Origin of the sequence: Mesorhizobium sp. M1004 (assembly GCF_040318795.1) — a bacterium.
In the GTDB taxonomy this organism is placed as follows: Bacteria; Pseudomonadota; Alphaproteobacteria; order Rhizobiales; family Rhizobiaceae; genus Mesorhizobium.
This window is the reverse complement of sequence record NZ_JAMYNB010000003.1, coordinates 356,958-381,973: the sequence shown is the minus strand read 5'-3', so window position 1 is coordinate 381,973 and position 25,016 is coordinate 356,958. Positions and strand designations below refer to the sequence as shown.

Genomic DNA, 25,016 nt, shown 5'->3' with positions numbered 1-25,016 from the left:
GCGGGCGACTCCGGCTTGAGATGTCCCTGTCCGACCGCTTATAGGCTGAATTCCGGCCTTTATGTGAAACGCTCGTCACAGTCGTGGGCAAGCCGGAGCTTGACGCATTGGCGAAATGCAACTATGGAACGCCAACTTTTCCATAAGGCCGCCTGACTGAAACCGCGCGCCACCCGGCGCGGGCGAACAAGGTTTGGCAGGCTAGACAGAACTGAAGGTTAGAACCATGTCCCGCACCTGCGAACTCACTGCCAAGGCAGTCCAGACCGGCAACAATGTGAGCCACGCCAACAACAAGACCAAGCGCCGCTTCCTGCCGAACCTCGTCAATGTGACGCTGATTTCGGAAGCGCTGAACCAGAATGTGCGCCTGCGCATTTCGGCCAACGCGCTGCGTTCGGTCGAGCATCGCGGCGGCCTCGACGCCTTCCTGGCCAAGGCCGACGCCAAGGAATTGTCGCAGCGCGCGCGGCTGCTGAAGAAGCAGATCGCCAAGAAGCTGGCCGACCAGCCCGCCGCTTAACGATATCAAGGCGGGGGACGACCGCCCTGAGCATCGGAGCAATCCGATGCTCAAAACTTCTAAGGCAGCAGCATCGGAGCAATCCGATGCTCAAAACTTGCAAGGCAGCGCGATCCGGATTTCGGCTAGCGCCTGGCTGGTTCCATTACCCAGGATAAAAAAATGACTTCCTTCTCGCGATATCTGCCCTTTGTGGCCGCCATGGCGCTTGTCGTCGTGGCATCGAACATCCTCGTGCAGTTCCCGATGCAGGGCCAGGCCGGCGGTCTGTCGCTGGGCGACATCCTGACCTGGGGCGCCTTCACCTATCCCTTCTCCTTCCTGGTCACCGACCTTGCCAACCGCCGCTACGGGCCGACCGTGGCGCGCCGCATCGTCCTTGTCGGCTTCATGACCGCTGTGGTCTGCTCGATCCTCGTCCCGCCCTTCCTGTTTCGCCATGGCCTGATCGAGTTCGAGACATCAGCCGACCGGCTGGTGCGCATCGCCGCAGCTTCCGGCGCGGCCTTCCTTTGCGCGCAATTGCTCGACGTCACCGTGTTCAACCGGTTGCGCCGGCAGAGCTGGTGGCGCGCGCCGATCGTCGGCACGCTGGTCGGCTCGGTGTTCGACACCCTGGTATTCTTCAGCATCGCCTTTTCGGCCGCCTTCGCTTTTGCCGGCCCGAACGACAGCTTTGCGCTGGAGACGGCGCCGCTGATGGGCGGGCTGCCGGTCGAGTCCATGCGCTGGGTCTCCTGGGCGCTGGGCGACCTCTCGGTGAAGCTGATCATCGCTGTTGTGGCCCTGATCCCCTACCGGCTGCTCGCCGCCCACTGGAGCCAGCAGGACGTGGCTGTCTAGGCCATGATCCCTTGGGTCCAGCTCGGCTCGGCCAAAACGCCTGACGGCGGACAGGAACTGCGGTTAAAGCAGCGCGGCAGCGAATTCTCGATCATGCTCGGCACCAATGAGCTGATGAACAGCCGCCTCAGCGGCTCCGAGGAAGCGCTGGCCAAACTCTCCTGTGAAAAGATCGGCGGCCGCGCCCAACCGAAAATCCTGATCGGCGGCCTCGGCATGGGTTTTACGCTGCGCGCTGCGCTTGCCCAATTGGGCGCCGACGCAGGCATCACCGTTGCCGAGCTTGTCCCTGCCGTCATCGCCTGGGCGCGCGGCCCGATGGAGGCGGTCTTCGCCGGCTGTCTCTACGATCCCCGTGTGACGGTTCGCGAAGCCGATGTCGGGCACATCATACGATCCGACAAGGCCGCCTGGGACGCCATCCTGCTCGATGTAGACAATGGCCCCGAAGGCATCGTCTACAAGGGCAACGACGCCCTCTATGGCGCTGCCGGCCTCGGCGCGGCGCGTGCAGCGCTCAGGCCCGGAGGCGTGCTGGCTGTTTGGTCGCAAGGCCCCGATGCCGGCTTTACACGTAGGCTCAAGCAGGCGGGCTTTGTCGTGGACGAGGTGAAGACGCGCGCCAATGGCAAGCGCGGCGCGCGCCACGTCATCTGGATCGCCACCAAGCCTTAGGGCTCTCAATCCTGGTGCAGGATGAATTCCAGATAGAGGTTGCGCTGCAGGATCGAATGGTTGTCGTCCGAGATCAGCGACACCATCAGCGCTCTGTCATCGCGGGTCCAGACGTCGAGCCCTTCCATATTGTCGATCTGGTAGCCCATATCGGCTTCCATCAGCACCGGCCCGTCGGCAACCGCGCCCTTCTCGACGCTTTCGCCATAGATGCGTCGCAGCCGCATCCTGACACCGCCGGCCATCGAGAAACTGCGCTCCAGCAGCAAGAGATCGCCATTCGGCAGGAAAGCGCCGTCGGTGATGTCGAAATCGCCGTTGCGCTTGACCGTGAAGACGCCCTTGTGCGGCCCTTCGATGATGGCGGCATAGATGTTGCCAGCCTTGTCCAAGCTCTTTTCCGAGACCACGACGAGGCCGCCCTCGTGCTGGCCGTTGGGATTGGCGTGGGTGACGGTCTCGAAACCGCGGTTCTGTCGCAGTTCGCGGGCTGGAACCAGAAAGTTCAGTTGCTTGAACGGCGCCGTCATGTTGCTGGGGTCGATCTTGAACTGGGCGACGCGGTGATCGCGCTCGAAGCCGACGGTGGCGATGCCGTCCTTGACTGCAAGGCCCTCGGCATCGACTTCCCATTTCCTGTCGATCGGCCGGCCCTTCTCATCGACCATCTGCTGCATGCGGAAATTCTGGATGCCGGACGGCCGCTTGTCGGCATCATGGGTGATCGAGCCGAAGAACCAGAAGCCCGTATCGGCGACGCCGATGAAATCGCTGCCGGGTTTGACGAACCGAAATGCCGACAGCGCGCCGAAATCGCGCGTCGTCGAGTTCATCTCAAGACCGCCGACGAATTCCAGCGGCCCAAACTGCTTGTCGGCGCTGCCTATATGGAAGGTGGTGATCGGCCGCGCCGAGACTTGGACCGGCTCGACCGCGCTTGGGCCGGCGGCGATGGCCGGCGCAAACGCCATGCCGGACAAGGCAGTGACCGCGAAGAGCATCTGCCGAAACCCGCCGCGCAAGAAAATCATCCGGCGCGCCGGTAGCCGCCGCGGCGTGTATCGCGCACGTTTTCCTCGGCGAACAGCGAGGCCAGCTGCTCGGTCATGGCGCCGGCCAGTTCCTCGGCATCGACGATGGTGACGGCGCGCCTGTAATAACGGGTGACGTCGTGGCCGATGCCGATGGCCAGAAGCTCGACCGGCGAGCGCGTCTCGATCAGCTCGATGACGGCGCGCAGGTGCCGCTCGAGATAGTTGCCAGGATTGACCGACAGCGTCGAATCGTCAACCGGCGCGCCGTCCGAGATCATCATCAGGATCTTGCGCTGTTCGGGCCGGGCGATCAGCCGGCTGTGCGCCCATAACAACGCCTCGCCGTCGATGTTTTCCTTCAGCAGGCCCTCGCGCATCATCAGGCCGAGATTGCGCCGGGCGCGACGCCACGGATGATCGGCGGATTTGTAGATGATGTGGCGCAGATCGTTGAGCCGGCCGGGGTTCGGCGGCTTGCCGTCCTTCAGCCACTTCTCGCGAGCCTGTCCGCCCTTCCACGCGCGCGTGGTGAAGCCGAGGATCTCGACCGAGACGCCGCAGCGCTCCAGCGTGCGCGCCAGAATGTCGGCACAGGTGGCGGCAACCGTGATCGGCCGACCGCGCATCGAGCCCGAATTGTCGAGCACCAGCGTCACCACCGTGTCGCGGAATTTGGTGTCGCGCTCCTGCTTGAACGACAACGGCTGCATCGGGTCGATGACGACACGAACCAGGCGTGCCGGATCGAGATAACCCTCTTCGAGGTCGAAATCCCAGGAACGGTTCTGCTGCGCCATCAGGCGGCGCTGCAGCCGGTTGGCGAGCCGGCCGACGACGCCGGAGAGATTGGCCAACTGCTTGTCGAGGAAGGCGCGCAGCCGGTCGAGTTCTTCCTCCTCGCACAGCTCTTCCGCACCGACCGTCTCGTCGAAGGCGGTGGTGAAAACCTTGTAGTCGATCTCTTTCGGCAGGTTGGCGAAGGGGTTGTCGTTGCGGCGCGCCTCGCCCGGCGTTTCGGCGTCCGCATCGTCATCGTCGGAAAGATCGTCGGCAGTGGCGTCGGAGGCCTCAGTCTCCGACGACTGTTCGTCGTCGGCGGAGGCCTCGGCATCCTCTGACTGCGACTGCTCGGAGCCGGAATCCTCTTCGCCGCCCTCCTCGCTCTGCTCCTCGCCTTGCGGCTGGTTGTCGTCATTGTCCTCGGAGTCTTCGGTTTCCTGGTCGTCGCCGAGTTCCTCGGCCATCTCCATGGATGCAAGCATCTCGCGCACGACGCGGGCAAAGGCCTGCTGGTCGCCAAGCTTGGCCGACAGTCCGTCGAGATCGGCCTTGGCTTTTTCCTCGACCCAGGGCCGCCAGAGGTCGACCAGCCGTTCGCCGCTCTTCGGGATCGGCCGTCCGGTCAGCTTCTCGCGCACCATCAGCGCCAGCGCTTCCTCGATCGGCGCGTCGGCCTTGTCCTTGACGTCGACAAGGTTGGCCTTGGCGTATTTGTCCTCCAGCATGGAGCCGATATTGTCGGCGACGCCCTGCATGGCGCGGCTGCCGATCGCCTCGACGCGGGCCTGTTCCACGGCGTCATAGATCGAGCGCGCCAGCTTGCCTTCCGGCGCCAGTTTGGTGTGGATGCGCTGATCGTGGCAGGCGCGCTTCAGCGCCATGGAATCGCCCAGGCCACGAGTAATCGCGATGTCTGTCTTGGACGCTTTCTTCGGCAGTTCGGGCAGTCGGGCGCGGCTGCCGGCGAGCGCCGGGCGGTCCTTGGCGAAACCGACTTCGAGCTCCTTGTCGCCGGCGATGGCGCGCATGCAGACGGTGACGGCACGCTTGAAGCTGTCGGCTTCAGACCCCGTCTTCGACTTGTTGCGCGTGTTGTCGCCCGGACCCGCCATCAAGGCTCAGCTTACCCCAGCACCACGTTGGCGGCGCTCTCGGGCAAATCCTCGCCGAAGGCGCGCTGGTAGAACTCGGCCACCACCGAACGCTCCAGCTCGTCGCACTTGTTGAGGAAGGTCAGCCGGAACGCCATGCCGATATTGCCGAAGATCTCGGCATTTTCGGCCCAGGTGATGACGGTACGCGGGCTCATCACGGTCGACAGATCGCCATTGATGAAGGCCGAGCGCGTCATGTCGGCGACGCGCACCATCTTGTTGACGATGTCCTTGCCCTTGCCGTCGCGATAGTGCTTGGCCTTGGCCAGCACGATGTTCACCTCATTGTCGTGCGGCAGGTAGTTCAGCGTGGTGACGATCGACCAGCGATCCATCTGCGCCTGGTTGATCTGCTGCGTGCCGTGATAGAGGCCGGTGGTGTCGCCGAGGCCAACGGTGTTGGCGGTCGAAAACAAGCGGAACGCCGGATGCGGACGGATGACCCGGCTCTGGTCGAGCAGCGTCAGGCGCCCCGATGATTCCAGCACGCGCTGGATGACGAACATCACGTCCGGACGGCCGGCATCGTACTCGTCGAAGCAGAGCGCGACATTGTGCTGGTAGGCCCAAGGCAGGATGCCGTCGCGGAATTCGGTGATCTGCAGGCCATCCTTGACGACGATGGCGTCCTTGCCGACGAGGTCGATACGGCTGACATGGCTGTCGAGGTTGACGCGTACGCAGGGCCAGTTAAGGCGGGCTGCGACCTGTTCGATATGCGTCGATTTGCCGGTGCCGTGATAGCCCGAGACCATGACGCGGCGATTGTAGGCAAAGCCGGCAAGGATCGCCAGCGTCGTCGCCTTGTCGAACAGATAATCCGGATCGATGTCCGGCACATGTTCCGAGGTCACCGAATAGGCCGGCACCACCATCTTGGACTCGAAGCCGAATTTGTCTTTCACTGACACCGTCGTGTCGGGCAAATTGGCGATGTCGCGATCGACCTTGTTCATCTCTATCCGAGTCTCCACGGGCGAAATGCCTGATTTCGCCGGCAATCGTTTTTGTCCGGGGGCGGTCTTAGAGCCTTTTCCACCCTTATGAAAGTTGGAAAACGACACGAACCGTTAGGTCGCTCAGCACAAACCCGCCTGCTTGAGCACGCGATAGGCCTGCAGCACATCGCGGAACCGGTCTTCCGAACCTCTATCGCCGCCATTCGCATCCGGATGGTGGCGCTTCACAAGTTCCTTATAGCGCGCCTTGATGTCCTTGCCAGTCGCCTTTGTATCAAGGCCAAGCGTTTCCAGCGCCTTGGCCTCAAGCGGCTTGGCCTTGCGCTCGCGCGCCTCGCGCGGGTCCTTCGGCCCTTTGAACAGATCGAAGGGATCGCGCATGCGGTTGTAATAGCCGGCGCGACCGGAACGCTGCTGGGCGAAATCGGGCGAGGAGCGCGTCGAGGCGCCGGCGACGCCCATCTTCCATGTCGGCCGGTGGCCGGTCATCGCTTCCTTCTGGAAGCGGGCTATCTCGGTGTCCGGCACGCCGGAGAAGTAGTTGAAACCCTTGTTGTATTCGCGCACATGATCGAAGCAGAACTGAAAATACTCGCCTTCCTTCATGCGTCCGACCGGCGCCCGGTGGGTACCGGCCTCCTTGCAGCCGTCCCACTGGCAGATCGGCGAGTGCGACTTCAGCTCCGCATCCTTGTCGGGACGGACCCGAATTTTCTCGAAATATTTGGGGTACGGTTTCATCTCACCCATTTATGGGCTGTTCGCACGTGCGAAACAAGAATTGACATTTTCGCGATCATCGCCCTAACCGCTGAATCGCGGCATAAAGCAGGGCGAATGGCGATTTTTGAGGCGGCCCGGCGGGATCGATCCCCGATTTCCCGATCACGCCTTGCAGATATGGTGAAGGGAGATGGCGATGTCCATACAGGCGACGATGGAAGACAAGCTGAACAAGGCGTTTTCGCCGGAGCGGCTGGCGATCGTCAATGAAAGCCACCTTCATGCCGGTCATCACCACCACGGCTCCGACGATCACGGTGCCTATGACGGCACCGGCGAGACGCATTTTCGCGTCCGCATCGTCTCATCCGTCTTTGCCGGCATGAGCCGCATCGACCGCCACCGCGCCGTCAACGAATTGCTCGCAGCGGAGCTGCAAGCCGGTGTCCATGCGCTGGCAATCGAACCGGCTGCACCCGGCGAAAAGACCCGTTGGTAAGTCTCTCCGCCTCAGATCACCGCTTCGATGAGAAACGGTCCCGGACGCGACAGGGCACTGTCGAGCAGCGCGTCGAACCGCTCGCACGTGTCGGCGCGGGCCGCCTCGACGCCCATGCCTTTGGCCAGCGCAACCCAGTCCAGCGCCGGATGGTCGAGATCGAGCATGCGCCTAGCGTTCTCGCCGATCTCATTGACCCCGACATTCTTCATTTCGCCATGCAGGATGGCGTAGGTCCGGTTGGAAAAGATGATGGTCACGACGTCAAGCTTTTCCCTGGCCTGGGTCCACAGTCCCTGCACCGTGTACATGCCGCTGCCGTCGGCCTCGAGATTGATCACCTTGCGGTCCGGGCAGGCGATCGCTGCTCCTGTCGCCATCGGAATGCCGCCGCCGATCGATCCGCCCGTACCCATCATGTAGTCGTGCGGCGCCGCAAAGGCGGATAGCGCGAAGAACCGTCTCGCCGAGGTGACCGCTTCGTCGCAGACGATGGCATTGGCCGGAAGTTTGCGCGCCACCGACAGCGCGATGGCATCGTCCGTCAGTCTGCCGCTCAGCGTCGGTTCGTCTGGAAAGGCGGTTGCGGCGGCGAATTGCTGCGTCGGCTTGATGCCGACCTCGGCAGCCAGCGCCTCCAGCGCCGCTTTCAGATCCTGGCCATGCGCCGCCAGCGAAAGCACCTTGCAATCGTCCCGAACCAGCCGCCCGGGCTTGCCGGGATAGGCGAAGAAGGCAACCGGCTCCTTGGCGCCGACCAGCACCAGCAAATCGATATCCCGGAGCGTGGCCGTCGCCGCATCGACCGGATAGGGAATGCGGGTCGGGGCGAACCGCCCGCGGCCGCGCTGCATGCGGGCGATCAGAACCTCACTGAACAGCCTGACATCGCTTCCCGATGAGATTCTCCCTGCGATTTCAAGTCCATCGGCGCGCGCCGCCTGCCCACGCAACACCATGCCGACACGGCCCGGCGCGGCGCGGATTGCTTCGGCGATCGTGCGCACAACAGCCATGTCGACGGCGGGCGGCGGCTCCAGCTCCACCTTGCCAGGTGAAATCGCAGCAACTTCGCCCCAGGCGGCATCCGCAGGCAGGATCAGCGTCGTGACGCCAGGCGGCGTGAGTGAGGCGCGGAAAGCCGCCTCTGCGGCCGGCACAATATCGGCCGGCCCCTTGACGCGGCCAACCCAGTTCGACATCGGCGACGCCAGGCCTTCTATGTCGCTGGTCAGCGGGGCATCGAGCGGCAGATGGTAAGAAGCATGGTCGCCGACAATGTTGATCATCGGGCTGCGCGCACGCCTTGCGTTGTGCATGTTGGCCAAACCGTTGGCGAGACCCGGTCCGGTATGCAGCAACGTTGCTGCCGGGCGGTCGGTCATGCGCGCATAGCCGTCGGCGGCGCCGGTCACCACGCCCTCGAACAGGCCGAGCACGCAACGCATCTGAGGTTTGCGGTCCAGTGCGGCAACGAAATGCATTTCGGATGTGCCAGGATTGGCGAAGCAGACCGTGACGTCATTGGCGAGGAGCACGTCGCACAGCAGATCGGCGCCATTCATGATTTTCTTTCCCAATCGACAATTCAGGAACAATTGCACCTGTAGGCGCCGGGTCGGCAATGTCCCGCCGGGGCTTTTGGTCTGATCCAGGACGCCTCGCGGGGATCCGGCGATCAACCGACGGTCCATTCAAGGAAGGCCAGCATCGCGGCGGTCAACGCGTCGCCGTCCTCGCCGAAGTCGTGATTGATCGACATATGCGTGTAGGCGTTGCCGTCGAACAGCGTCACTTCAGTGCCGATGGCGCGCAGGCGTTTGGCAAAGCCTTCGATTGGTCGTCGCGGCCTTCGGCGCGCGAATAGGCGATGAAGGTCGGCGGATGCTTGTGTCCATCGAGATAGCTGGCCGGCGACAACGCCGCCCATCAGCGCCGCAGCACCGGGCAACCCGCCATTCCAGCCACTCCGAATGTTTCCTCCCAAGCCTTCTACCCGGATTGCAGCCACTCTCCTTCATGTGAAGGGAACCAACAATGCTTTCCGACAGTTGAAGGTGATGAGGCGATTGGAATCCAGATCGGCTCCGAGGGCAGAACATCATGCGTGCAACCCAATCCGACGTCTTCGATCTTTTTTCGGAAATTTATGCCAATGCGGCGGACGAAGAGGTCAGCATCCAACAGTATCTTCTTGCCTGTCGGGAAGACAAATCGATGTACGCTTCGGCGCCCGAAAGGATGGTCGACGCAATCGGCGAACCAAAACTGGTTGACACCAGCAAAGACGAGCGCCTCGGCCGCATTTTCGCGAATCGGACCCTCAAGATCTACCCTCATTTTTCCGACTTCTATGGAATGGAGGATACGATCGAGCGCATAGCTGGATATTTCCGCTATGCCTCGCAGGGGCTCGAAGAACGCAAGCAGATCCTCTATCTCCTCGGCCCGGTCGGCGGCGGCAAATCCTCTCTGGCCGAGCGCCTGAAGAAACTGATGGAGCAGCGCCCGATCTACACGCTGAAGGTCGGCAACCAGATCAGCCCGGTTTTCGAGTCGCCGCTTGGGCTGTTCCATCCCGATCACATGGGTGATCTGCTAGAGGATAAATACGGCATAGCCCGGCGCCGGCTGAACGGATTGATTTCGCCATGGGCGGCCAAGCGCCTCGACGAATTGTCTGGCGACATTTCCAAATTCAGCGTCGTCAAGCTGATGCCTTCGCGGCTGCGCCAGATCGGCATTGCCAAGACCGAACCTGGCGATGAGAACAATCAGGATGTCTCGGCCCTGGTCGGCAAGGTCGACATCAGGCAATTGGAAAATTTTAGCCAGTCCGACCCCGATGCCTATTCCTATAGCGGTGGCCTGAACCGGACCACGCAAGGTCTGCTTGAATTCGTCGAGATGTTCAAGGCACCCATCAAGGTTCTGCATCCGCTGCTGACCGCGACACAGGAAGGCAGCTACAACGGCACTGAAAATTTCGGCGCCTTTCCCTACCAGGGGATCATCGTCGCCCATTCCAACGAGTCGGAATGGCAACAGTTCAAGAGCAACAAGAACAATGAGGCGTTTCTCGATCGCATCCTGGTGGTCAAGGTACCCTATTGCCTGCGGATCACCGAAGAGAGGCAGATCTATGAGAAATTGCTGCGTGAGAGCGAGTTGGCCGCCAGCCCCTGTGCCCCTGAAGTTTTGGACATCCTCAGCCGCTTTGCAGTTTCGACGCGCTTGGCCGAGCACGACAACTCGCCGCTCTACACCAAGATGCGCGCCTATGACGGCGAAAATCTGAAGGAAGTCGATCCCAGGGCAAAGTCGGTCCAAGAGTATCGCGACGCCGCCGGCGTCGATGAAGGCATGACGGGCGTCAGCACGCGCTTTGCCTTTAAGATCCTTTCGCAGACATTCAACTTCGATAATGAGGAGGTGGCCGCCGATCCTGTGCATCTGATGTACATTCTGGAGGAGGCGATCAAGCGGGAGCAGTTCCCGAAGGAAACGGAAGCGGCCTATCTTGAATTCATCAAGTCGGAGCTTGCGGCGCGCTACGCCGAGTTTATCGGCCACGAAATCCAGAAGGCCTATCTGGAGTCCTATAGCGAATACGGCCAGAACCTCTTCGACCGCTACATCGCCTATGCGGATGCCTGGATTGAGGACCAGGACTACAAGGACCCCGACACCGGCCAGATCCTCAACCGGGAGATCCTGGACAACGAACTTTCGCAGGTCGAGAAACCGGCAGGCATCGCCAATCCCAAGGACTTCCGTAACGAGGTGGTGAAGTTCACTCTGCGCGCTCGCGCAAGAAACCACGGCCGCAACCCGTCATGGACCAGCTATGAAAAACTGCGCGAGGTCATCGAGAAGCGGATGTTCGGACAGGTCGAGGACCTCTTGCCGGTGATCAGCTTCGGCTCCAAGCAAGACAGCGTTACGGAAAAGCGCCATAACGAATTCGTACAGCGCATGATCGAGCGTGGCTACACAGAACGGCAGGTACGCCGGCTGGTGGACTGGTACATGCGGGTGAACAAGGCGGGTTGACAGAGCCGGATGGTTCCATGCCGATCTTCATCGACCGTCGCCTGAACCCCAAGGACAAGAGCCTTGGCAATCGACAGCGCTTCCTCAGGCGTGCTCGCGAGGAGTTGAAGCGGAGCATTCGCGATCAAATCCGCACTGGCAGGATCGCCGACGTGGATACCGAGCACGCCGTGCCCATGCCTGAAAGGAAAACGGCCGAGCCGAGCTTCAACGATGACAGGGCCAGCGGACGGCGCCGACACATCCTTCCGGGCAACAGGCATTTTTCCCCTGGAGACCTGCTCCCGAAGCCGCATGGGGGCGGCGCGGCGTCGTCGCCAGGAAACACGGCGTCGGAAGACGATTTTCGTTTCGTGCTGTCACGCGAGGAGGTGCTCGAACTCTTTTTTGAGGATCTCGAACTGCCCGACCTGGTTAAGCTCAATCTCAAGGAAATCCTTGCCTTCAAGCCGCGCCGGGCCGGCTTCGCGGCAACTGGTTCCCCGACCAACATCAATGCCGGCCGCACGATGCGCAACAGCCTAGGCCGGCGCATTGCGCTGAGGCGCCCCACGCAGCAGGAACTGGAGGCGATCCTCCGGGAAATCGTCACGCTTGAGTCGGCCCCGGCCGGCGCGGCGGTGCGCCAGCGCATCGCGGAATTACGCGACGAGCTTGACCGGCTGGAGCGACGGCGCAGGCGAATTGCCTTTGTCGATCCGGTCGATATCCGATTCAACCGCTTCGACGCCCGGCCGGTGCCGAATGCCAATGCCGTCATGTTCTGCCTTATGGACGTGTCCGGATCGATGGGCCAACGCGAAAAGGACTTGGCCAAACGCTTCTTCGTGCTGCTGCACCTGTTCTTGAAACGGCGCTACGAACGCACGGAGATCGTCTTCATCCGCCATACCCATGAGGCGCACGAAGTGGATGAGGACACGTTCTTCTACAACACGCAGAGCGGCGGTACGATCGTCTCCACCGCGCTCGACGAAATGCACCGCATTATCGGCCAGCGCTATCCTGCCAGCGAGTGGAACATTTACGCCGCGCAGGCCTCTGACGGGGACAATTTCACCACCGATTCCGAGCGATGCATAGAGCTCATGAACGGCAAGCTCATGCGCCTGTGCCAGTATTTCGCCTATGTCGAGATCATCGACGAACGCGAGAGCCACATATTCGGTGCTACCGAAAACGGGACGTCGCTTTGGCGCGCCTACAGTACGATCGAGCTGAAATGGCCCAACTTCCAGATGAGCCGCATCGCTGCTCCCGCGGATATTTACCCGGTCTTCCACCGGCTCTTCGCCAGGCAGCCGGTGGCCATCAAGAGCGCTTGAGAGAGAGAGATGGTCAGGCGAGCCAACGAAACGAATTTGTTGTTTTCCGGTTCCGACTGGAATTTCGAGAAATTATCGCGGGCTTTTGAAGAGATCGAGGCGATCGCGGTCGACGAGTTGCATCTCGATACTTACCCGGTCCAGATGGAGATAATCTCCTCCCAGCAGATGCTCGACGCCTACTCATCTATCGGCATGCCACTGATGTATCGGCATTGGTCGTTCGGCAAACATTTCCTTCACCAGGAGCTTCTTTACCGTAAGGGTGGTCGGGGGCTGGCCTATGAACTGGTCATCAACTCCAATCCCTGCATCGTCTACCTCATGGAGGAAAACACCATGGCGTTGCAGGCCCTTGTGACGGCCCACGCGGCGCTTGGCCACAATCATTTCTTCAAGAACAATCATCTGTTTCAGCAATGGACCGACGCCGGGGCAATCCTGGGTTATCTGGACTTCGCCAAGGGCTACATCGCCCGGTGCGAGGAGCGGCACGGCCTTGCAGCAGTGGAGGCCATTCTCGATTCCGCCCATGCGCTGATGGAACAAGGGGTGTTCCGCTACCACCGGCCGCCAAAGCTCTCGTCGGAGCGACAGCGCGAAGGGCTTCGCGAGCGCCTCGAATACGAAGAGCGCTCCTACAACGATCTGTGGCGCACGCTGCCGCCGTCGCAGAACAAAAACAAGTCCGGCAATGAGGATCAAGGGATGGCGGAGCGCAAGAGATCGCTCAACCTTCCCGAGGAAAACCTCCTTTATTTCCTCGAGAAGAACAGCCTGATCCTGGAACCCTGGCAGCGCGAGATCATCAGGATCGTCCGCGTCATCGCGCAATATTTCTACCCGCAGCGACAGACTCAAGTCATGAATGAAGGCTGCGCCACCTTCGTGCATTATACCCTCATGAACATGCTATTCGATCGTGGCCGGATCGGCGAAGGTGCCATGCTCGAAATCCTGCGCAACCATTCGAACGTGATCTTCCAGCCGGCCTTTGACGATCCCCGGTTTTCAGGCATCAATCCCTATGCCCTCGGCCTCGACATGATGCAGGACATACAGCGCATTTCGACCGAGCCGACGGCGGAGGACCGCGACTGGTTCCCGGACATTGCAGGACATGGCAACTGGCGCGAGGTCCTGCTTGAGGCCTGGGCCAACCACCGCGACGAATCCTTTATCCGCCAGTATCTCAGCCCGAGCTTGATCCGAAAATGGCGGTTCTTCGTGCTTGGCGATGGAGCCGACAAACCGCATTTCGAAGTCGCGTCGATCCACAACGAACGTGGCTATCACAAGATACGCGCCCAGCTAGCCCACAGTTACGACCTTGGAGCGAATCGGCCGGACATCCAGGTGATTGATGTCGACCTGCTCGGCGACCGGCAGTTGCGGCTGCAACACAGGGTAAAGGATGGTGTTGTGCTCGAAGGGGCCAGCCGTGACGCGACGCTCCGCCATGTCCGCAGCCTCTGGGGCTACGAGGTCAGCCTGGTCGCAGTTGACGCTCAAACCGGTGCGACAATCCACGAACGGTCTACGAGCCAGATCGCGGCATAAGCTCGGCAAAGAGCGTCCTGTTGCGGGCCTGCTCGTTACCTCAGGCTTCGCCCGCCGGCCTGATCCTGATCCTTGCGATCCGGTTCTTGTCGCGCTTCATCACCACGAAGCGCTTGCCGTGGAAGGTGAAAGCCTGCTTTTCCTCGGGGATCGACTGCGTCTCGTGGATGACCAGGCCGGCAATGGTGGTCGCTTCCTCGTCAGGCAGGTTCCAGTCGAGCGCCCGGTTGAGATCGCGGATCGGCACGGTGCCGTCGACGACCACGGAACCGTCCGCCTCCTGCTTGACGCCCTGAATGTCGACATCGTGCTCGTCGGCGATCTCGCCAACGATCTCCTCGATAATGTCCTCCAGCGTCACCAGCCCTTCGACCTCGCCATATTCGTCGACGACGATGGCGAAATGCGCCTTGGCGCGCAGGAAGGCGTTGAGCTGTTCCTGCAGCGTGGTGGTGTCGGGCACGAACCAAGGCTTCGAAGCGATCTTCATCACGTCGATCCGGGAAAAGTCGTTGCCGACTTCGTTCAGCGCTCGCAGCAGGTCCTTGGCGTGCAGCACGCCGACAATGTTGTCGAGAGAGCCTTTCCACAACGGCATGCGGGTGTGGGGGCTCTGCAGAATCTCGCGCACCACCGCTTCCGGCCCATTGTCGGCATTGACCGAGCGCATATTGGTACGGTGGACCATGATGTCGGAGACTTCGAGTTCGGCGAGGTCGAACAGCCCGCCGACGCGGTCGCGGTCCTCTCGCACCATCTGGCCGTCGCGGCGGAAATCGTCGACCGCGCCGCGCAACTCGTCCTGGGTCGAGCGCTGCGGCTCGATGCGCGACAACTCATAGCCGAACATGGCAAGCAGGCGCGTGCGCACGGCCAGGACAAGCAGGATGAGGATGGCAAGGACGGCGACGACGGTCCAGCCGGGCTCGTTGATCATCGCGGCCGGCTTTCCTGGCCCGGGTGGTTCTCCCTGAGGAACGAAAGTACTTCCGACGCCGGTACATCCTTGGCAATAAAAGCCTGGCCAACGCCGCGCGTTAGGATGAAGGTCAGCGCGCCGCGCGACACTTTCTTGTCCTGGGTGATGAAGCCAAGCAGCGCCTCGGCATCGGGCAACTCACCAGGGATGTCGGCCATCCGCCAGGGTAGACCGACGGCGCGAAGATGCGCCTCCACGCGCGCCGCGTCGTCCGGGCTGGCCAGATTGAGCCTTGCGGAAAAGCGGTGCGCCAGCGCCATGCCGATGGCGACGCCTTCGCCATGGACGAGGCGGGCGCCATCATACTGTGTGGCGCCTTCCAGCGCATGGCCGAACGTGTGGCCAAGATTGAGCAGTGCGCGGTCGCCGGTTTCGAACTCGTCGCGGGCGACGACATCGGCTTTGGCGCGGCAGGCCTCGGCAATCGCCTCCGCCCGTTCCGCACCACCGGCGAACACCTTTTCCCAGTTCGCTTCCAGCCAGGCGAAAAACGCCGGTCGGTCGATCAACCCGTATTTGGCAAGCTCGGCATAGCCGGCGCGAAATTCGCGGATCGGCAGCGTGTCGAGCACTTCGGTGTCGGCCAGCACCAGCTTCGGCTGGTGGAAGACGCCGACCAGATTCTTGCCGCGCGGGCTGTTGATGCCGGTCTTCCCACCGACCGAGGAATCGACCTGCGCCAGCAGCGAGGTTGGAATCTGGACGAAATTCATGCCGCGGCGCACGATGCCGGCGGCAAAGCCGGTCAGGTCGCCGATGACGCCACCGCCGAGCGCAATGACGACATCGCCGCGCTCCAGCTTGGCGGCGAGCACGCCGTCGACCACCTCTTCGAGGTGGGCAAAGCTCTTGGTCTTTTCGCCGGCCGGCAAAGTGATGACGGCAGGCTGGATGCCGCCTGTTTCCAGACCGGCCTTCAGCGCGTCGAGATGTGCCGCCGCGACATTGTCGTCGGTGACCACCGCCGCCCTCGTGCCGGGCAGGCGGCGCGAAATCTCGGCGCCGGCGCGCGCCAAAAGGCTAGGGCCGATCAGGATGTCATAGGCACGCTCGCCAAGGCCGACCTCGACAGTGACCGGTTCGCTCACAGCCGCACCTCGCCCGGCGCAGTCGGAGCCGGAATGCCGAAATGCCCGCACAGCGCGTCGACAACCTCCGTCGCAATGACCTCCTTGCGGTCGTCGCGTGTCGGCACGGTGATGTTGGACGTGGCATAGACCGGGTAGCGCTCGCCCATCAGTCGCTCGAGCACGGCGCGCGGATCGGCGCTTTTGAGCAACGGCCGGTTCTGCTTCTTGGACACGCGTTCCATCAATAGGTCGATCTCGGCCTTCAGCCACACCGACACGCCATGCCCGGCGATCGCTTCCCGCGTCTGCGCATTCATGAACGCGCCGCCGCCGGTCGACAGCACCTGCGGCCCACTCTCCAGCACGCGCAGGATGACGCGCTGCTCCAATGCCCGGAATTCGGTCTCGCCATAGCGTTCGAACAGTTCCGGCACCGTCATGCGCGACACGGTTTCGATCTCCTGGTCGCTGTCGACGAAGGGCAGCGACAGCATCGTCGCCACCTTGCGGCCGATCGCCGTCTTTCCGGCGCCCATCAGGCCGACAAAGACGATCGAGCGGCTGCCCAGCCTGTCGAGCAGCGCGGCATGGCTATCGCCGGGAGGATTTGCTGGTAACGCGTTCATGAGACCATGCTGTTTCTAAGCCGTCTTTGCCGGCGTATCGACATCAAAAGCCCGTTTGCGTCAAGCACAGCGCCTTTCGCACGCAGAGCCCTTCGTCCTTGAATTGACGGAATTAGCGTCCCATAAGGACACAGGGCTTGGAATCGCAGAGCAAGAAGACGGGCGAAGATTGATGCCGACACTGTTCCGCTTTGTCGTGACGATGATGATTCTTGCCGGCATTGCCTATGGTACGATGGTGGCGTTGGCGATGTTCGTCGAGCCGAAAAAAGCCGAAATCACCGTGCGCATTCCACCGGAAAAGCTGAACCCCAAGAAAAACTGACCCAAAACTGACCCCTGGAACATGAACAGCGCGGCTCGCATCGAAGCCTTTCTCGAGATGATGAGCGCCGAACGCGGTGCCGCTGCAAACACGCTGTCTTCCTACCGCCGTGATCTCGAAGACGCTTCGCAGCAGATTGCCGGCGGGCTTGCCGCTGCCGCCGCAGCCGACATCCGCGCCTATCTCGACGATATCGCGGCGCGCGGCTTTGCGTCGACGTCGCAGGCGCGCAAACTGTCGGCGATCCGCCAGTTCTTCAAGTTTCTCTACGCCGAGGGCTTGCGCGGCGACGACCCGACCGGCACGCTGGACAGTCCGAAAAAGGGCCGGCCGCTGCCCAAGACGATGAGCGAGGCCGATACCGGTCGGCTGCTCGACCGCGCCGCGCTTGAGACAGGCGATGCCGTCAATGGTGACCGGGTGGCTGCACTGCGCCTGCACGCTTTGGTGGAGGTGCTCTATGCCACCGGCTTGCGCGTCTCCGAACTAGTCGGCCTGCCGGTGACCGTCGCCCAGCGCGACGACCGCTTCTTCATGGTGCGCGGCAAGGGCGACAAGGAGCGCATGGTGCCGCTGTCGGCCAAGGCCCGCACGGCGATGCGGGCTTGGCTCACAGCCCGGGCCACGGTGCCGGCTTTCGCCGACAGCCCGTTTCTGTTCCCGGCCGCCGGCGACAGCGGCTTTCTCTCCCGGCAGGTCTTTGCCCGCGATCTCAAAGGCCTTGCCGCGCGGGCCGGCATATCGGCGGCGAAAATTTCGCCGCATGTGCTGCGCCATGCTTTCGCCAGCCATCTCCTGCAGAACGGCGCCGATCTCAGGGCGGTGCAGCAGCTGCTCGGCCACGCCGATATCTCGACCACGCAGATTTACACGCATGTGCTGGAAGAGCGGTTGGTGCGGCTGGTCAACGATCATCATCCGCTTGCCGACTAGGCCTCATATCGCTATGTGAGGGCAACGTGCCCGCGCGGAGCCTACATCTGCGCGATGTTTGCCTTCCGACGCATCGGTCCGCTCAAGAATGTACAATTACCTCGATTTCGAAAAGCCGGTGCAGGACCTTGAACTCAAGATCCTCGAGCTGAAGAAGCTTGCCGAGAATGGCGAGGCGGTCGACGTCGGCGACGAAATCAGCCGGCTCGAGAAGCGCGTGCGCGACGCGCTGCGCGACATCTACAAGGCGCTGACGCCGTGGCAGAAGGTGCAGGTCGCGCGCCACACCGACAGGCCGCATTGCCTCGACTACATCAAGGGTCTGTTCAGCGATTTCACGCCGCTCGCCGGCGACCGCAATTTCGGCGAGGACCAGGCGATCATCGGCGGCTTCGCCCGCTTCCGCGGCGAACCGGTGGCCGTCATCGGCCAGGAAAAGGGCTCCGACACGGCGAGCCGGCTCAAGCACAATTTCGGCTCGGTGCGCCCTGAAGGCTACCGCAAGGCCGTGCGGCTGATGGAACTTGCCGACCGTTTCCAGATCCCACTTCTGACGCTGGTCGACACCGCCGGCGCTTACCCCGGCGTTGGCGCCGAGGAACGCGGCCAGGCTGAAGCCATCGCCCGCTCAACCTCGGCCTGCCTCGGCCTCAAAGTGCCATCGATTTCGGTTGTAATCGGCGAAGGCGGTTCGGGCGGCGCCATTGCGATCGCCACCGCCAACCGCGTCTACATGCTGGAACACGCCATCTATTCGGTGATCTCGCCGGAAGGCGCTGCCTCGATCCTGTGGCGCGACACCACGCGCTCGAAAGATGCGGCGACCAACATGAAGATCACCGCCCAGGACCTTCTGGAAATGAAGATCATCGACGCCATCATTGCCGAGCCGCTCGGCGGCGCCCAGCGCGCGCCCGAAACGGTGATCGCCGCCACCGGCGATCTCATCGCCAAGACGATGAAGGATTTTGCCGGCGCCAACACCGATTTTCGCGAACAGCGCCGCGAAAAATATCTGGCGATGGGCCGCAGCCTCTGATTTTGGCCGGCAGCGCACCGCAATGTGGCGTCAAGGAGCAATTTCGCCACAAAAATGCCGCCGCATTCGGCTCAATAAAAAATCCGTGACACCGGGCGAATTGCCGTGGGGGGCGCCGTCCGACGCTTGCGGTAAGGAATTTTCAAGGTTAACGGGCTTAGGGTCCGTCAGTGTTCAGCATGCAGGCCCGGGCGCTATCCGGCCGTGCCGCGAGAAAAAGACATAGCCGTATCCATGTTTACCAAGCTTGCCCGCACTGGACTCCTGATCGCCGCGCTTGGCGTTGCCGGCTGCAACGATTCCTCGATGAAGAATTTTGCGCCGGAAGCCAGCAAGCCGCTGCCGGACAAGATCCTGGCCGACATGAAAGCCAAGGGCATGATCCGCACCTCGTCGGTGATGGCTCGCATCTTCAAGGAAGAAGGCAAGCTCGAAATCTGGAAGGCCAAGACCACCGGCCGCTACGAGATGGTCGCCAGCTACGACATCTGCAAATGGTCGGGCAAGCTCGGCCCAAAATACACCGAGGGCGACCGCCAGGCGCCGGAAGGTTTCTATACGGTCCGCCCGTCGCAGATGAATCCGCGCTCGAACTATCACCTGTCCTTCAACATCGGCTATCCCAACGCCTATGACCGTGCCAATGGCCGCACCGGCGCCAATCTGATGGTGCACGGCGCCTGCTCGTCGTCGGGCTGTTATTCGATGACCGACCCGCAGATCGAGCAGATCTACGCTTTTGGTCGCGATGCCTTCCAGGGCGGCCAGACCGAGTTCCAGATCCAGGCCTTCCCGTTCCGCATGACCGCCGCCAACATGGCGCGCTACCGCAACGACCCGAACTATGAGTTCTGGAAGATGCTGAAGGTCGGTTACGACAATTTCGAGATCACCAAGGTGCCACCGAAGGTCGATGTCTGCGACAAGCGCTATGTCTTCAACCAGGTGGCGCCTGAGGGCACGACATTCGATCCGACTGGCGCATGCCCCGCGACCACGCAGCCCGATTCGCTGAAGAGCGCACTCAACGCCTATCAAAGCAGCTATGACGCGGCCTTCACCGGCGCGGTCAAGGCCAGCGTGCCAGCGCCCAAGCCAACCATTGCCGGCATCAAGGAAGCCGCCATCGTTTCAGACTGGTCGAAGCGCCGCGCCCGGGGCGAGCGCGTGCCGATCGAACCGCCGTCGCTGAATTCCGACGGCACGCTGACCGAGACGGCGCGCATGGGCCGCATCGATTCGCCCGCCGGCCGCAAGATGGCGGCGCTGGACGCAGAGAAGGAAGCCAAGCGCAAGGCCGAGGAACAGCGGGTTGCTGCCATCGAGGCTGCGAAAGCCGCCAAGGCCCAGGCACTGGCTGAAAAGCAAGCCGCAAAGGCCCAAGCGCTGGCCGAAAAGGAAGCAGCCAAGCAGGCCCCCCAGCAGCCGGTCGCCACTGCGAGCGTCGAGGCGGCGCCTGCGGAACCGCCGGCGGACGAAAGCCGGATGTCGAAGATCAAGAACAAGCTGCTAGGCATGTTCGGCGGCTGAGGTTTTTCGCCTTGCCGATGCATGTCGCCCAAAAGTGCGCAGCGGTTTTGGGACAAAGACATGCATGAAGACAAACAAACAAATCACACCGCGATCTATGACCTCAAGGGCCTGAACTGCCCCCTGCCCGTTCTCAAGGCGAAAAAACGCCTGGCGGCAATGCAGCGGGGCAGCCGGCTTTGGCTGGAGACCACCGACCCGCTGGCGGTCATCGACATCCCCGCCTTTTGCGCCGACGCTGGCCACCAGCTTGTTGAAACATCAGCCGTCAGCGGCGGCCACCGCTTCCTGGTCGAACGCGGCGCATAGCGAGCCTGACAATCAGCCCCCGGCTATCGCCAGCGGATTGCTCTCCAGCGCCGCGCGATCCGGCGTGTCGATCGACGGCCGGTTGGTGAAGGCGGAAAACAGCCGGCGCACATAATCTTCCGGCATATCGAGCGTGATCAGCACCAGCCTGGTGCCGCGTTGGCCGTCCGGCCAGGCCAGCAGCCGCGCCGGCGGATGCAGGATCTTCTGCACCCCGTGGACGACAAGCGGCCGCGACGGGTCCTCCGCAAGCTCGATGACGCCCTTCATCCGCAAAAGCTTGTCGCCATGCGCAGAACGCAGCAGGTCGAGGAACATCTCGATCGCCGAAAACGGCACCGGGCCGTCATGGACCAGCGAGTAGGAGCGCACGCGGGAATCGTGGCGGTGGTGGTGCTCATGTTCGCCGTGATCATGATGATGGTGGTGCTCATGGGCGGCTTCTTCGCCGAGCCAGCGCCGGACATCGGCGGATTTGGTCGCCGGATTGTAGAGGCCGCAATCGAACAGCGCCGTGACGCCGGTTCGGCCGTCGCCGGCCTCCAGCACCACGGCGCCTGGATTGAGCTGATGGAGTCGCGTTCGCAAAGCATCGACGTCGCCGGGATCGCTGGCCAGATCGACCTTGGTCAGCACGATGCGATCGGCGACCGCCACCTGCTTGACCGCCTCGACATGGCCGTCGAGCGTCGCATTGCCGTTGACCGCGTCGACCAGCGTGATGACGCCATCAAGTCGGAAGGCCTGCACAAGGGCGGGATGCGCCATGATCGACTGCAGCACCGGCGCCGGATCGGCGAGCCCGGTGGTTTCGACGACGACGCGGGCAAGGCGGGCGATACGGCCGGTCTGCAGCCGGTCAACGAGGTCAGCCAGCGTATCGACCAGTTCGCCGCGCACCGTGCAGCACAGACAGCCGTCGGACAACTGGATGATGCCGTCCGAGGCCTGCTCGACCAGCAGGTGGTCGATCGCCACCTCACCGAATTCGTTGATGATGACGGCCGTGTCGACCAGTGCCGGATCTTTGAGCAGCCGGTTGAGCAATGTCGTCTTGCCGGCGCCGAGGAAGCCGGTGACCACCGTGACGGGTATCGGAAAGCCAGCCATCGCCTAGTTCGCGGCTTTGACCAGCTGGTCGCCCTGCACCGCGGTTGCCTGGCCCACCACGGCCGGTTCGGCGCCCTTTGGCGCCGGAATGTCTGGCCGCCAGCTCGGCAGCGGCACATCGGCATATTCCTGGCCGCCCTGGTCGAGCATCGCCTTCGGCGCCGGCCCGGTGGCGCCGCCGAGGCCCACGGCAACCAGCGTCGGCACGTGGTCGAGCTTTTCCTGATAGGGCGATTTCGGCACGTCGGCACCCTTCGCGGCCACCGGCGGAGCCGCCTCGGACTGCTCGTGCGGCGCCTTCTTCCTGCAGATCTCATCATGCATGTCGTTGGGTGACATTGTATCGCCATAGGAAGGCATGGCCGCGACCGTGAGCCAGTTCGGGTCGGGCATGGCAAAGCCCTGGTCGAGCAGCCTGGCGGCGGTCTCGGCACGGCTGATCGCCGATTTTTCGCCGAGCACGACCGCGACCAGCGTGCGGCCATTGCGTGTCGCCGAGCCGATCATGTTGAAGCCCGAGGGACAGACGAACCCGGTTTTCATGCCGTCGGCGCCGGGATAGCGCCCGATCAAGAGATTGTAGTTGGAGATCGCCTTCTTGCCGACGGCAAGGCCTTCGATCGAGAACCAGGGGGCGTATTGCGGGAATTCCTTGCGGATCGCCATCACCAGCAGGGCAAGATCGCGCGCCGTCGTATACTGCTCTGGCGAAAACAGTCCGTTCGGATTGACGAAATGCGTTCCGGTCATGCCGAGCCGCGCCGCCTCCGCATTCATGCGAACGGCGAATCCGGCCTGCGAGCCGCCTATGTTTTCGCCGATGGCCATGGCGATATCGTTGGCCGATTTGACCAGCATCATCTTCAACGCATTGTCGAGCCGCATCACCGAGCCCGGCTTGAAGCCCATCTTGCTCGGCGGTTCGCCCGCCGAATGCTTGGTCACCTTGATCGGTGAATCGAGCTGGACCTCGCCGGCGGCAATCGCCCGGAAGGTGACATAGGCGGTCATCAGCTTGCTCAGCGAAGCGGGATACCAGCGCTTGAATGCGTCCTGGTGCTGCAGAACCTTGCCGCTGTTGAGGTCGAACAGGATCACCGGATTGGCCAAAGCTGGCCCAGCCAGCATGGGTAGCGCCAAGCCGCCCGTTAGCAGTAATTTGAGGATATGGCTGTGCCGCATCATGGAATCCGAAATCGCCTCTTGCCGTAGTCGCCCCTGGCTCCGTAAGATTTCGTTACGCGATGGCCAGCATGACCTGATCCGGCCCTCAATTTCCGGATCACATTGTCTGGGGTGCTATTTACCCTATGTGACGCCAAGATGGCAAAGTGCCAAGATGGCAACAAGCATGGCAATCACAATTGCAATCAAGCAGGCCAGATCGTCTGCTCCAACAGCGAGATGGAACCATTATGCCGATTCTCAACCGCGCCGCCGAGATGCAGGATGAAGTTGCCGGCTGGCGACGCCATCTGCACCAGACGCCAGAACTGAATTTCGATGTCTTCAAGACCGCCGCCTTCGTCACCGAGAAGCTGAAGGAATTCGGCTGCGACGACGTGGTGACGGGCCTCGGCAAGACCGGCGTCGTCGGCATCATCCATGGCCGCAAGGGGCAAGGCGCGACAATCGGCTTGCGCGCCGACATGGACGCGCTGCCGATCAACGAGATCACCGGCAAGCCCTATGCCTCGACCATTCCTGGCAAAATGCATGCCTGCGGCCATGACGGCCATACGGCGATGCTTTTGGGCGCCGCCAAATATCTGACCGAAACGCGCAATTTCGCCGGCTCGGTCGTGGTCATCTTCCAGCCGGCGGAAGAGGGCGGCGGCGGCGGCAACGAGATGGTCAAGGACGGCATGATGGAGCGTTTCGATATTTCGCGCGTCTTTGGCATGCACAACATGCCGGGCCTGCCGGTGGGCCAGTTCGCCATCCGGCCGGGCCCGATCATGGCGGCGACCGCCGAGTTCACCATCACCGTGAAGGGCCGCGGCGGCCATGCGGCGATGCCGCACGGCACGATCGACCCGATCGTCATCACCAGCCAGTTGGTCGGCGCCCTTCAGACGGTCGCTTCGCGCAGCACCGATCCGGTCGAGGCGGTGGTGGTTTCGGTGACGAAGTTCCACGCCGGCGACGCCTACAACGTCATTCCCGAGACCGCCGAGATTGCCGGCACGGTGCGCACACTGAAGAAAGAGATCGCCAAGAAGTCGGAAGAGCGCATCCGCACCATCTGCGAAGGAATAGCCACCGCCTTCGGCGCGACGATCACTGTCGACTATGACGCCAACTATCCCGTGACCTTCAATCATCCGGAAGAAACGGTCTTTGCCGGCGATGTCGCGGCACATGTCGCCGGCGACACCCAGGTCCACCGCGCCATCCAGCCGGTGATGGGCGGCGAAGACTTCTCCTACATGCTGGAAGCCCGACCTGGCGCCTTCATCTTCATCGGCAATGGCGAGACCGCCGGCCTCCATCATCCGGCCTACGACTTCAACGACGAAGTCATACCGCACGGCATGAGCTACTGGGTGAAACTGGCCGAAACGGCGCTGGCAGCCTGACCTGCCCCGACGAAAGGCCGGCCGATTAGCCTTCGGCCGGCCTCTTCATTGCCTTCGGCGAGCCTCTTGGCGAAACGATCGGAAGCGGCTATGTGTCGGGCCGCGTGGTCCCGTAGCTCAGTAGGATAGAGCGGCAGATTCCTAATCTGTAGGTCACAGGTTCGATTCCTGTCGGGATCACCATGCAGTCACCGTAAATATGGTCTCTATCTGCTGGCTCGAAATTCGGTCGACTTATCCCAGGGTTAGCCGGACCGTTCTCCCAACAGCCGGGCAGATCCGCTCAATCGGTCTCTGTTTCCGCCGAGTTTTCAAGGCCCGTCTCTCTGACCAGCTTTCCGTGCCCTATTGTTTTCGTAGTTGATGCAGAGAGATCGCCTGTGGGCTG

Annotated in this window: 24 protein-coding genes and 1 tRNA gene; 14 read left to right on the top strand and 11 right to left on the bottom strand. The window is 62.3% G+C overall.

Going from position 1 to position 25,016, the window contains the following annotated elements:
* Window positions 1-226: 226 nt before the first annotated feature.
* The 3 genes from rpmB (at window position 227) to NKH54_RS08725 (ending at window position 2,041) form a co-directional block, all read left to right on the top strand.
* Window positions 227-523: a 50S ribosomal protein L28 gene (gene rpmB / locus NKH54_RS08735; RefSeq protein WP_023670682.1), complete on the top strand. Its 297-nt coding sequence runs from the start codon at window positions 227-229 to the stop codon at window positions 521-523.
* A gap of 162 nt (window positions 524-685) precedes the next feature.
* Window positions 686-1,366 carry a queuosine precursor transporter gene (locus tag NKH54_RS08730; RefSeq protein ID WP_353028054.1) on the top strand — a complete coding sequence of 227 codons (681 nt, stop codon included), beginning with the start codon at window positions 686-688 and terminating at the stop codon, window positions 1,364-1,366.
* 3 nt (window positions 1,367-1,369) lie between these two features.
* The gene (locus NKH54_RS08725) at window positions 1,370-2,041 is read left to right on the top strand and encodes a hypothetical protein (RefSeq protein ID WP_353028053.1); all 672 of its coding nucleotides are present in this window, start codon (window positions 1,370-1,372) and stop codon (window positions 2,039-2,041) included.
* Between the two features lie 5 nt (window positions 2,042-2,046).
* Here NKH54_RS08725 and NKH54_RS08720 read toward each other — a convergent pair whose 3' ends face one another.
* From NKH54_RS08720 to NKH54_RS08705, 4 genes are all read right to left on the bottom strand, one after another.
* A complete protein-coding gene (locus tag NKH54_RS08720) occupies window positions 2,047-3,072 on the bottom strand; it encodes an esterase-like activity of phytase family protein (RefSeq protein ID WP_353028052.1) in 1,026 nt (341 codons plus the stop codon).
* Window positions 3,069-4,967, bottom strand: coding sequence for a cobaltochelatase subunit CobT (cobT, locus tag NKH54_RS08715; protein WP_027050744.1), 1,899 nt, complete (start codon window positions 4,965-4,967; stop codon window positions 3,069-3,071). Before cobT ends, NKH54_RS08720 begins: the two co-directional genes overlap by 4 nt.
* 11 nt (window positions 4,968-4,978) lie before the next feature.
* Window positions 4,979-5,965, bottom strand: a complete 987-nt coding sequence (cobS, locus tag NKH54_RS08710; protein ID WP_023670677.1) for a cobaltochelatase subunit CobS — start codon at window positions 5,963-5,965, stop codon at window positions 4,979-4,981.
* Window positions 5,966-6,088: 123 nt separating this feature from the next.
* Window positions 6,089-6,718, bottom strand: coding sequence for a J domain-containing protein (locus tag NKH54_RS08705; RefSeq protein ID WP_032887126.1), 630 nt, complete (start codon window positions 6,716-6,718; stop codon window positions 6,089-6,091).
* A gap of 169 nt (window positions 6,719-6,887) precedes the next feature.
* Here NKH54_RS08705 and NKH54_RS08700 point away from each other — a divergent pair, with 169 nt between their 5' ends.
* Window positions 6,888-7,190 (top strand): BolA family protein, encoded by a 303-nt coding sequence (locus NKH54_RS08700; RefSeq protein ID WP_023670675.1) that lies wholly within the window; start codon window positions 6,888-6,890, stop codon window positions 7,188-7,190.
* A gap of 11 nt (window positions 7,191-7,201) precedes the next feature.
* On the opposite strand, the gene NKH54_RS08695 is transcribed toward NKH54_RS08700, so the two are convergent.
* Both NKH54_RS08695 and NKH54_RS08690 read right to left on the bottom strand, forming a co-directional pair.
* Entirely contained in the window at window positions 7,202-8,755 is a 1,554-nt protein-coding gene (locus tag NKH54_RS08695) for an acetolactate synthase large subunit (RefSeq protein ID WP_353028051.1), read from the bottom strand.
* Between the two features lie 113 nt (window positions 8,756-8,868).
* Window positions 8,869-9,201 carry a hypothetical protein gene (locus NKH54_RS08690; RefSeq protein ID WP_353028050.1) on the bottom strand — a complete coding sequence of 111 codons (333 nt, stop codon included), beginning with the start codon at window positions 9,199-9,201 and terminating at the stop codon, window positions 8,869-8,871.
* Window positions 9,202-9,293: 92 nt separating this feature from the next.
* Here NKH54_RS08690 and NKH54_RS08685 point away from each other — a divergent pair, with 92 nt between their 5' ends.
* Genes NKH54_RS08685 through NKH54_RS08675 form a run of 3 tightly spaced genes read left to right on the top strand, consistent with a single transcriptional unit; the run spans window position 9,294 to window position 14,128 of the window.
* Window positions 9,294-11,243 carry a PrkA family serine protein kinase gene (locus tag NKH54_RS08685; protein ID WP_023686732.1) on the top strand — a complete coding sequence of 650 codons (1,950 nt, stop codon included), beginning with the start codon at window positions 9,294-9,296 and terminating at the stop codon, window positions 11,241-11,243.
* 17 nt (window positions 11,244-11,260) lie between these two features.
* The gene (locus NKH54_RS08680; protein ID WP_023685368.1) at window positions 11,261-12,568 is read left to right on the top strand and encodes a YeaH/YhbH family protein; all 1,308 of its coding nucleotides are present in this window, start codon (window positions 11,261-11,263) and stop codon (window positions 12,566-12,568) included.
* A gap of 9 nt (window positions 12,569-12,577) precedes the next feature.
* The gene (locus NKH54_RS08675; protein ID WP_023670670.1) at window positions 12,578-14,128 is read left to right on the top strand and encodes a SpoVR family protein; all 1,551 of its coding nucleotides are present in this window, start codon (window positions 12,578-12,580) and stop codon (window positions 14,126-14,128) included.
* A gap of 40 nt (window positions 14,129-14,168) precedes the next feature.
* Here NKH54_RS08675 and NKH54_RS08670 read toward each other — a convergent pair whose 3' ends face one another.
* The 3 genes from NKH54_RS08670 to NKH54_RS08660 are packed head-to-tail and all read right to left on the bottom strand — an operon-like array spanning window position 14,169 to window position 16,803.
* Entirely contained in the window at window positions 14,169-15,065 is an 897-nt protein-coding gene (locus NKH54_RS08670) for an HlyC/CorC family transporter (RefSeq protein WP_023731087.1), read from the bottom strand.
* Window positions 15,062-16,195, bottom strand: coding sequence for a 3-dehydroquinate synthase (gene aroB, locus NKH54_RS08665; protein ID WP_353028049.1), 1,134 nt, complete (start codon window positions 16,193-16,195; stop codon window positions 15,062-15,064). The genes NKH54_RS08670 and aroB overlap by 4 nt, the downstream gene beginning before the upstream one ends.
* Complete coding sequence (locus NKH54_RS08660; protein WP_023670667.1) at window positions 16,192-16,803, bottom strand: shikimate kinase; 612 nt, start codon at window positions 16,801-16,803, stop codon at window positions 16,192-16,194. The genes aroB and NKH54_RS08660 overlap by 4 nt, the downstream gene beginning before the upstream one ends.
* A gap of 172 nt (window positions 16,804-16,975) precedes the next feature.
* On the opposite strand from NKH54_RS08660, the gene NKH54_RS08655 reads away from it, so the two are divergent.
* The 5 genes from NKH54_RS08655 (at window position 16,976) to NKH54_RS08635 (ending at window position 20,939) form a co-directional block, all read left to right on the top strand.
* Window positions 16,976-17,128: a hypothetical protein gene (locus NKH54_RS08655; RefSeq protein WP_023670666.1), complete on the top strand. Its 153-nt coding sequence runs from the start codon at window positions 16,976-16,978 to the stop codon at window positions 17,126-17,128.
* Window positions 17,129-17,149: 21 nt separating this feature from the next.
* Window positions 17,150-18,061 (top strand): site-specific tyrosine recombinase XerD, encoded by a 912-nt coding sequence (locus tag NKH54_RS08650; protein ID WP_027050748.1) that lies wholly within the window; start codon window positions 17,150-17,152, stop codon window positions 18,059-18,061.
* A gap of 88 nt (window positions 18,062-18,149) precedes the next feature.
* Window positions 18,150-19,100 carry an acetyl-CoA carboxylase carboxyltransferase subunit alpha gene (locus NKH54_RS08645; protein WP_023685389.1) on the top strand — a complete coding sequence of 317 codons (951 nt, stop codon included), beginning with the start codon at window positions 18,150-18,152 and terminating at the stop codon, window positions 19,098-19,100.
* 234 nt (window positions 19,101-19,334) lie between these two features.
* Window positions 19,335-20,630: a L,D-transpeptidase family protein gene (locus tag NKH54_RS08640; RefSeq protein WP_023815675.1), complete on the top strand. Its 1,296-nt coding sequence runs from the start codon at window positions 19,335-19,337 to the stop codon at window positions 20,628-20,630.
* Between the two features lie 60 nt (window positions 20,631-20,690).
* Window positions 20,691-20,939 carry a sulfurtransferase TusA family protein gene (locus NKH54_RS08635; protein WP_353028048.1) on the top strand — a complete coding sequence of 83 codons (249 nt, stop codon included), beginning with the start codon at window positions 20,691-20,693 and terminating at the stop codon, window positions 20,937-20,939.
* Between the two features lie 12 nt (window positions 20,940-20,951).
* Here NKH54_RS08635 and NKH54_RS08630 read toward each other — a convergent pair whose 3' ends face one another.
* Both NKH54_RS08630 and NKH54_RS08625 read right to left on the bottom strand, forming a co-directional pair.
* Complete coding sequence (locus tag NKH54_RS08630; RefSeq protein ID WP_023706315.1) at window positions 20,952-22,049, bottom strand: CobW family GTP-binding protein; 1,098 nt, start codon at window positions 22,047-22,049, stop codon at window positions 20,952-20,954.
* A 3-nt stretch (window positions 22,050-22,052) separates the two neighbouring features.
* A complete protein-coding gene (locus tag NKH54_RS08625; protein WP_023699101.1) occupies window positions 22,053-23,231 on the bottom strand; it encodes a D-alanyl-D-alanine carboxypeptidase family protein in 1,179 nt (392 codons plus the stop codon).
* Window positions 23,232-23,464: 233 nt separating this feature from the next.
* Here NKH54_RS08625 and NKH54_RS08620 point away from each other — a divergent pair, with 233 nt between their 5' ends.
* Together NKH54_RS08620 and NKH54_RS08615 are read left to right on the top strand one after the other, a co-directional pair.
* A complete protein-coding gene (locus tag NKH54_RS08620) occupies window positions 23,465-24,628 on the top strand; it encodes a M20 aminoacylase family protein (protein ID WP_353028047.1) in 1,164 nt (387 codons plus the stop codon).
* Between the two features lie 106 nt (window positions 24,629-24,734).
* A tRNA-Arg gene (locus tag NKH54_RS08615) sits at window positions 24,735-24,811 on the top strand.
* The last annotated feature ends 205 nt before the right edge of the window (window positions 24,812-25,016 follow it).

Coding starts and splice junctions, on each gene's coding strand:
- rpmB (WP_023670682.1), top strand. CDS start 227: ATGTCCCGCACCTGCGAACTCACTGCCAAGGCAGTCCAGACCGGCAAC.
- NKH54_RS08730 (WP_353028054.1), top strand. CDS start 686: ATGACTTCCTTCTCGCGATATCTGCCCTTTGTGGCCGCCATGGCGCTT.
- NKH54_RS08725 (WP_353028053.1), top strand. CDS start 1,370: ATGATCCCTTGGGTCCAGCTCGGCTCGGCCAAAACGCCTGACGGCGGA.
- NKH54_RS08720 (WP_353028052.1), bottom strand. CDS start 3,072: ATGATTTTCTTGCGCGGCGGGTTTCGGCAGATGCTCTTCGCGGTCACT.
- cobT (WP_027050744.1), bottom strand. CDS start 4,967: ATGGCGGGTCCGGGCGACAACACGCGCAACAAGTCGAAGACGGGGTCT.
- cobS (WP_023670677.1), bottom strand. CDS start 5,965: ATGAACAAGGTCGATCGCGACATCGCCAATTTGCCCGACACGACGGTG.
- NKH54_RS08705 (WP_032887126.1), bottom strand. CDS start 6,718: ATGGGTGAGATGAAACCGTACCCCAAATATTTCGAGAAAATTCGGGTC.
- NKH54_RS08700 (WP_023670675.1), top strand. CDS start 6,888: ATGTCCATACAGGCGACGATGGAAGACAAGCTGAACAAGGCGTTTTCG.
- NKH54_RS08695 (WP_353028051.1), bottom strand. CDS start 8,755: ATGAATGGCGCCGATCTGCTGTGCGACGTGCTCCTCGCCAATGACGTC.
- NKH54_RS08685 (WP_023686732.1), top strand. CDS start 9,294: ATGCGTGCAACCCAATCCGACGTCTTCGATCTTTTTTCGGAAATTTAT.
- NKH54_RS08680 (WP_023685368.1), top strand. CDS start 11,261: ATGCCGATCTTCATCGACCGTCGCCTGAACCCCAAGGACAAGAGCCTT.
- NKH54_RS08675 (WP_023670670.1), top strand. CDS start 12,578: ATGGTCAGGCGAGCCAACGAAACGAATTTGTTGTTTTCCGGTTCCGAC.
- NKH54_RS08670 (WP_023731087.1), bottom strand. CDS start 15,065: ATGATCAACGAGCCCGGCTGGACCGTCGTCGCCGTCCTTGCCATCCTC.
- NKH54_RS08660 (WP_023670667.1), bottom strand. CDS start 16,803: ATGAACGCGTTACCAGCAAATCCTCCCGGCGATAGCCATGCCGCGCTG.
- NKH54_RS08655 (WP_023670666.1), top strand. CDS start 16,976: ATGCCGACACTGTTCCGCTTTGTCGTGACGATGATGATTCTTGCCGGC.
- NKH54_RS08650 (WP_027050748.1), top strand. CDS start 17,150: ATGAACAGCGCGGCTCGCATCGAAGCCTTTCTCGAGATGATGAGCGCC.
- NKH54_RS08645 (WP_023685389.1), top strand. CDS start 18,150: ATGTACAATTACCTCGATTTCGAAAAGCCGGTGCAGGACCTTGAACTC.
- NKH54_RS08640 (WP_023815675.1), top strand. CDS start 19,335: ATGTTTACCAAGCTTGCCCGCACTGGACTCCTGATCGCCGCGCTTGGC.
- NKH54_RS08635 (WP_353028048.1), top strand. CDS start 20,691: ATGCATGAAGACAAACAAACAAATCACACCGCGATCTATGACCTCAAG.
- NKH54_RS08630 (WP_023706315.1), bottom strand. CDS start 22,049: ATGGCTGGCTTTCCGATACCCGTCACGGTGGTCACCGGCTTCCTCGGC.
- NKH54_RS08625 (WP_023699101.1), bottom strand. CDS start 23,231: ATGCGGCACAGCCATATCCTCAAATTACTGCTAACGGGCGGCTTGGCG.
- NKH54_RS08620 (WP_353028047.1), top strand. CDS start 23,465: ATGCCGATTCTCAACCGCGCCGCCGAGATGCAGGATGAAGTTGCCGGC.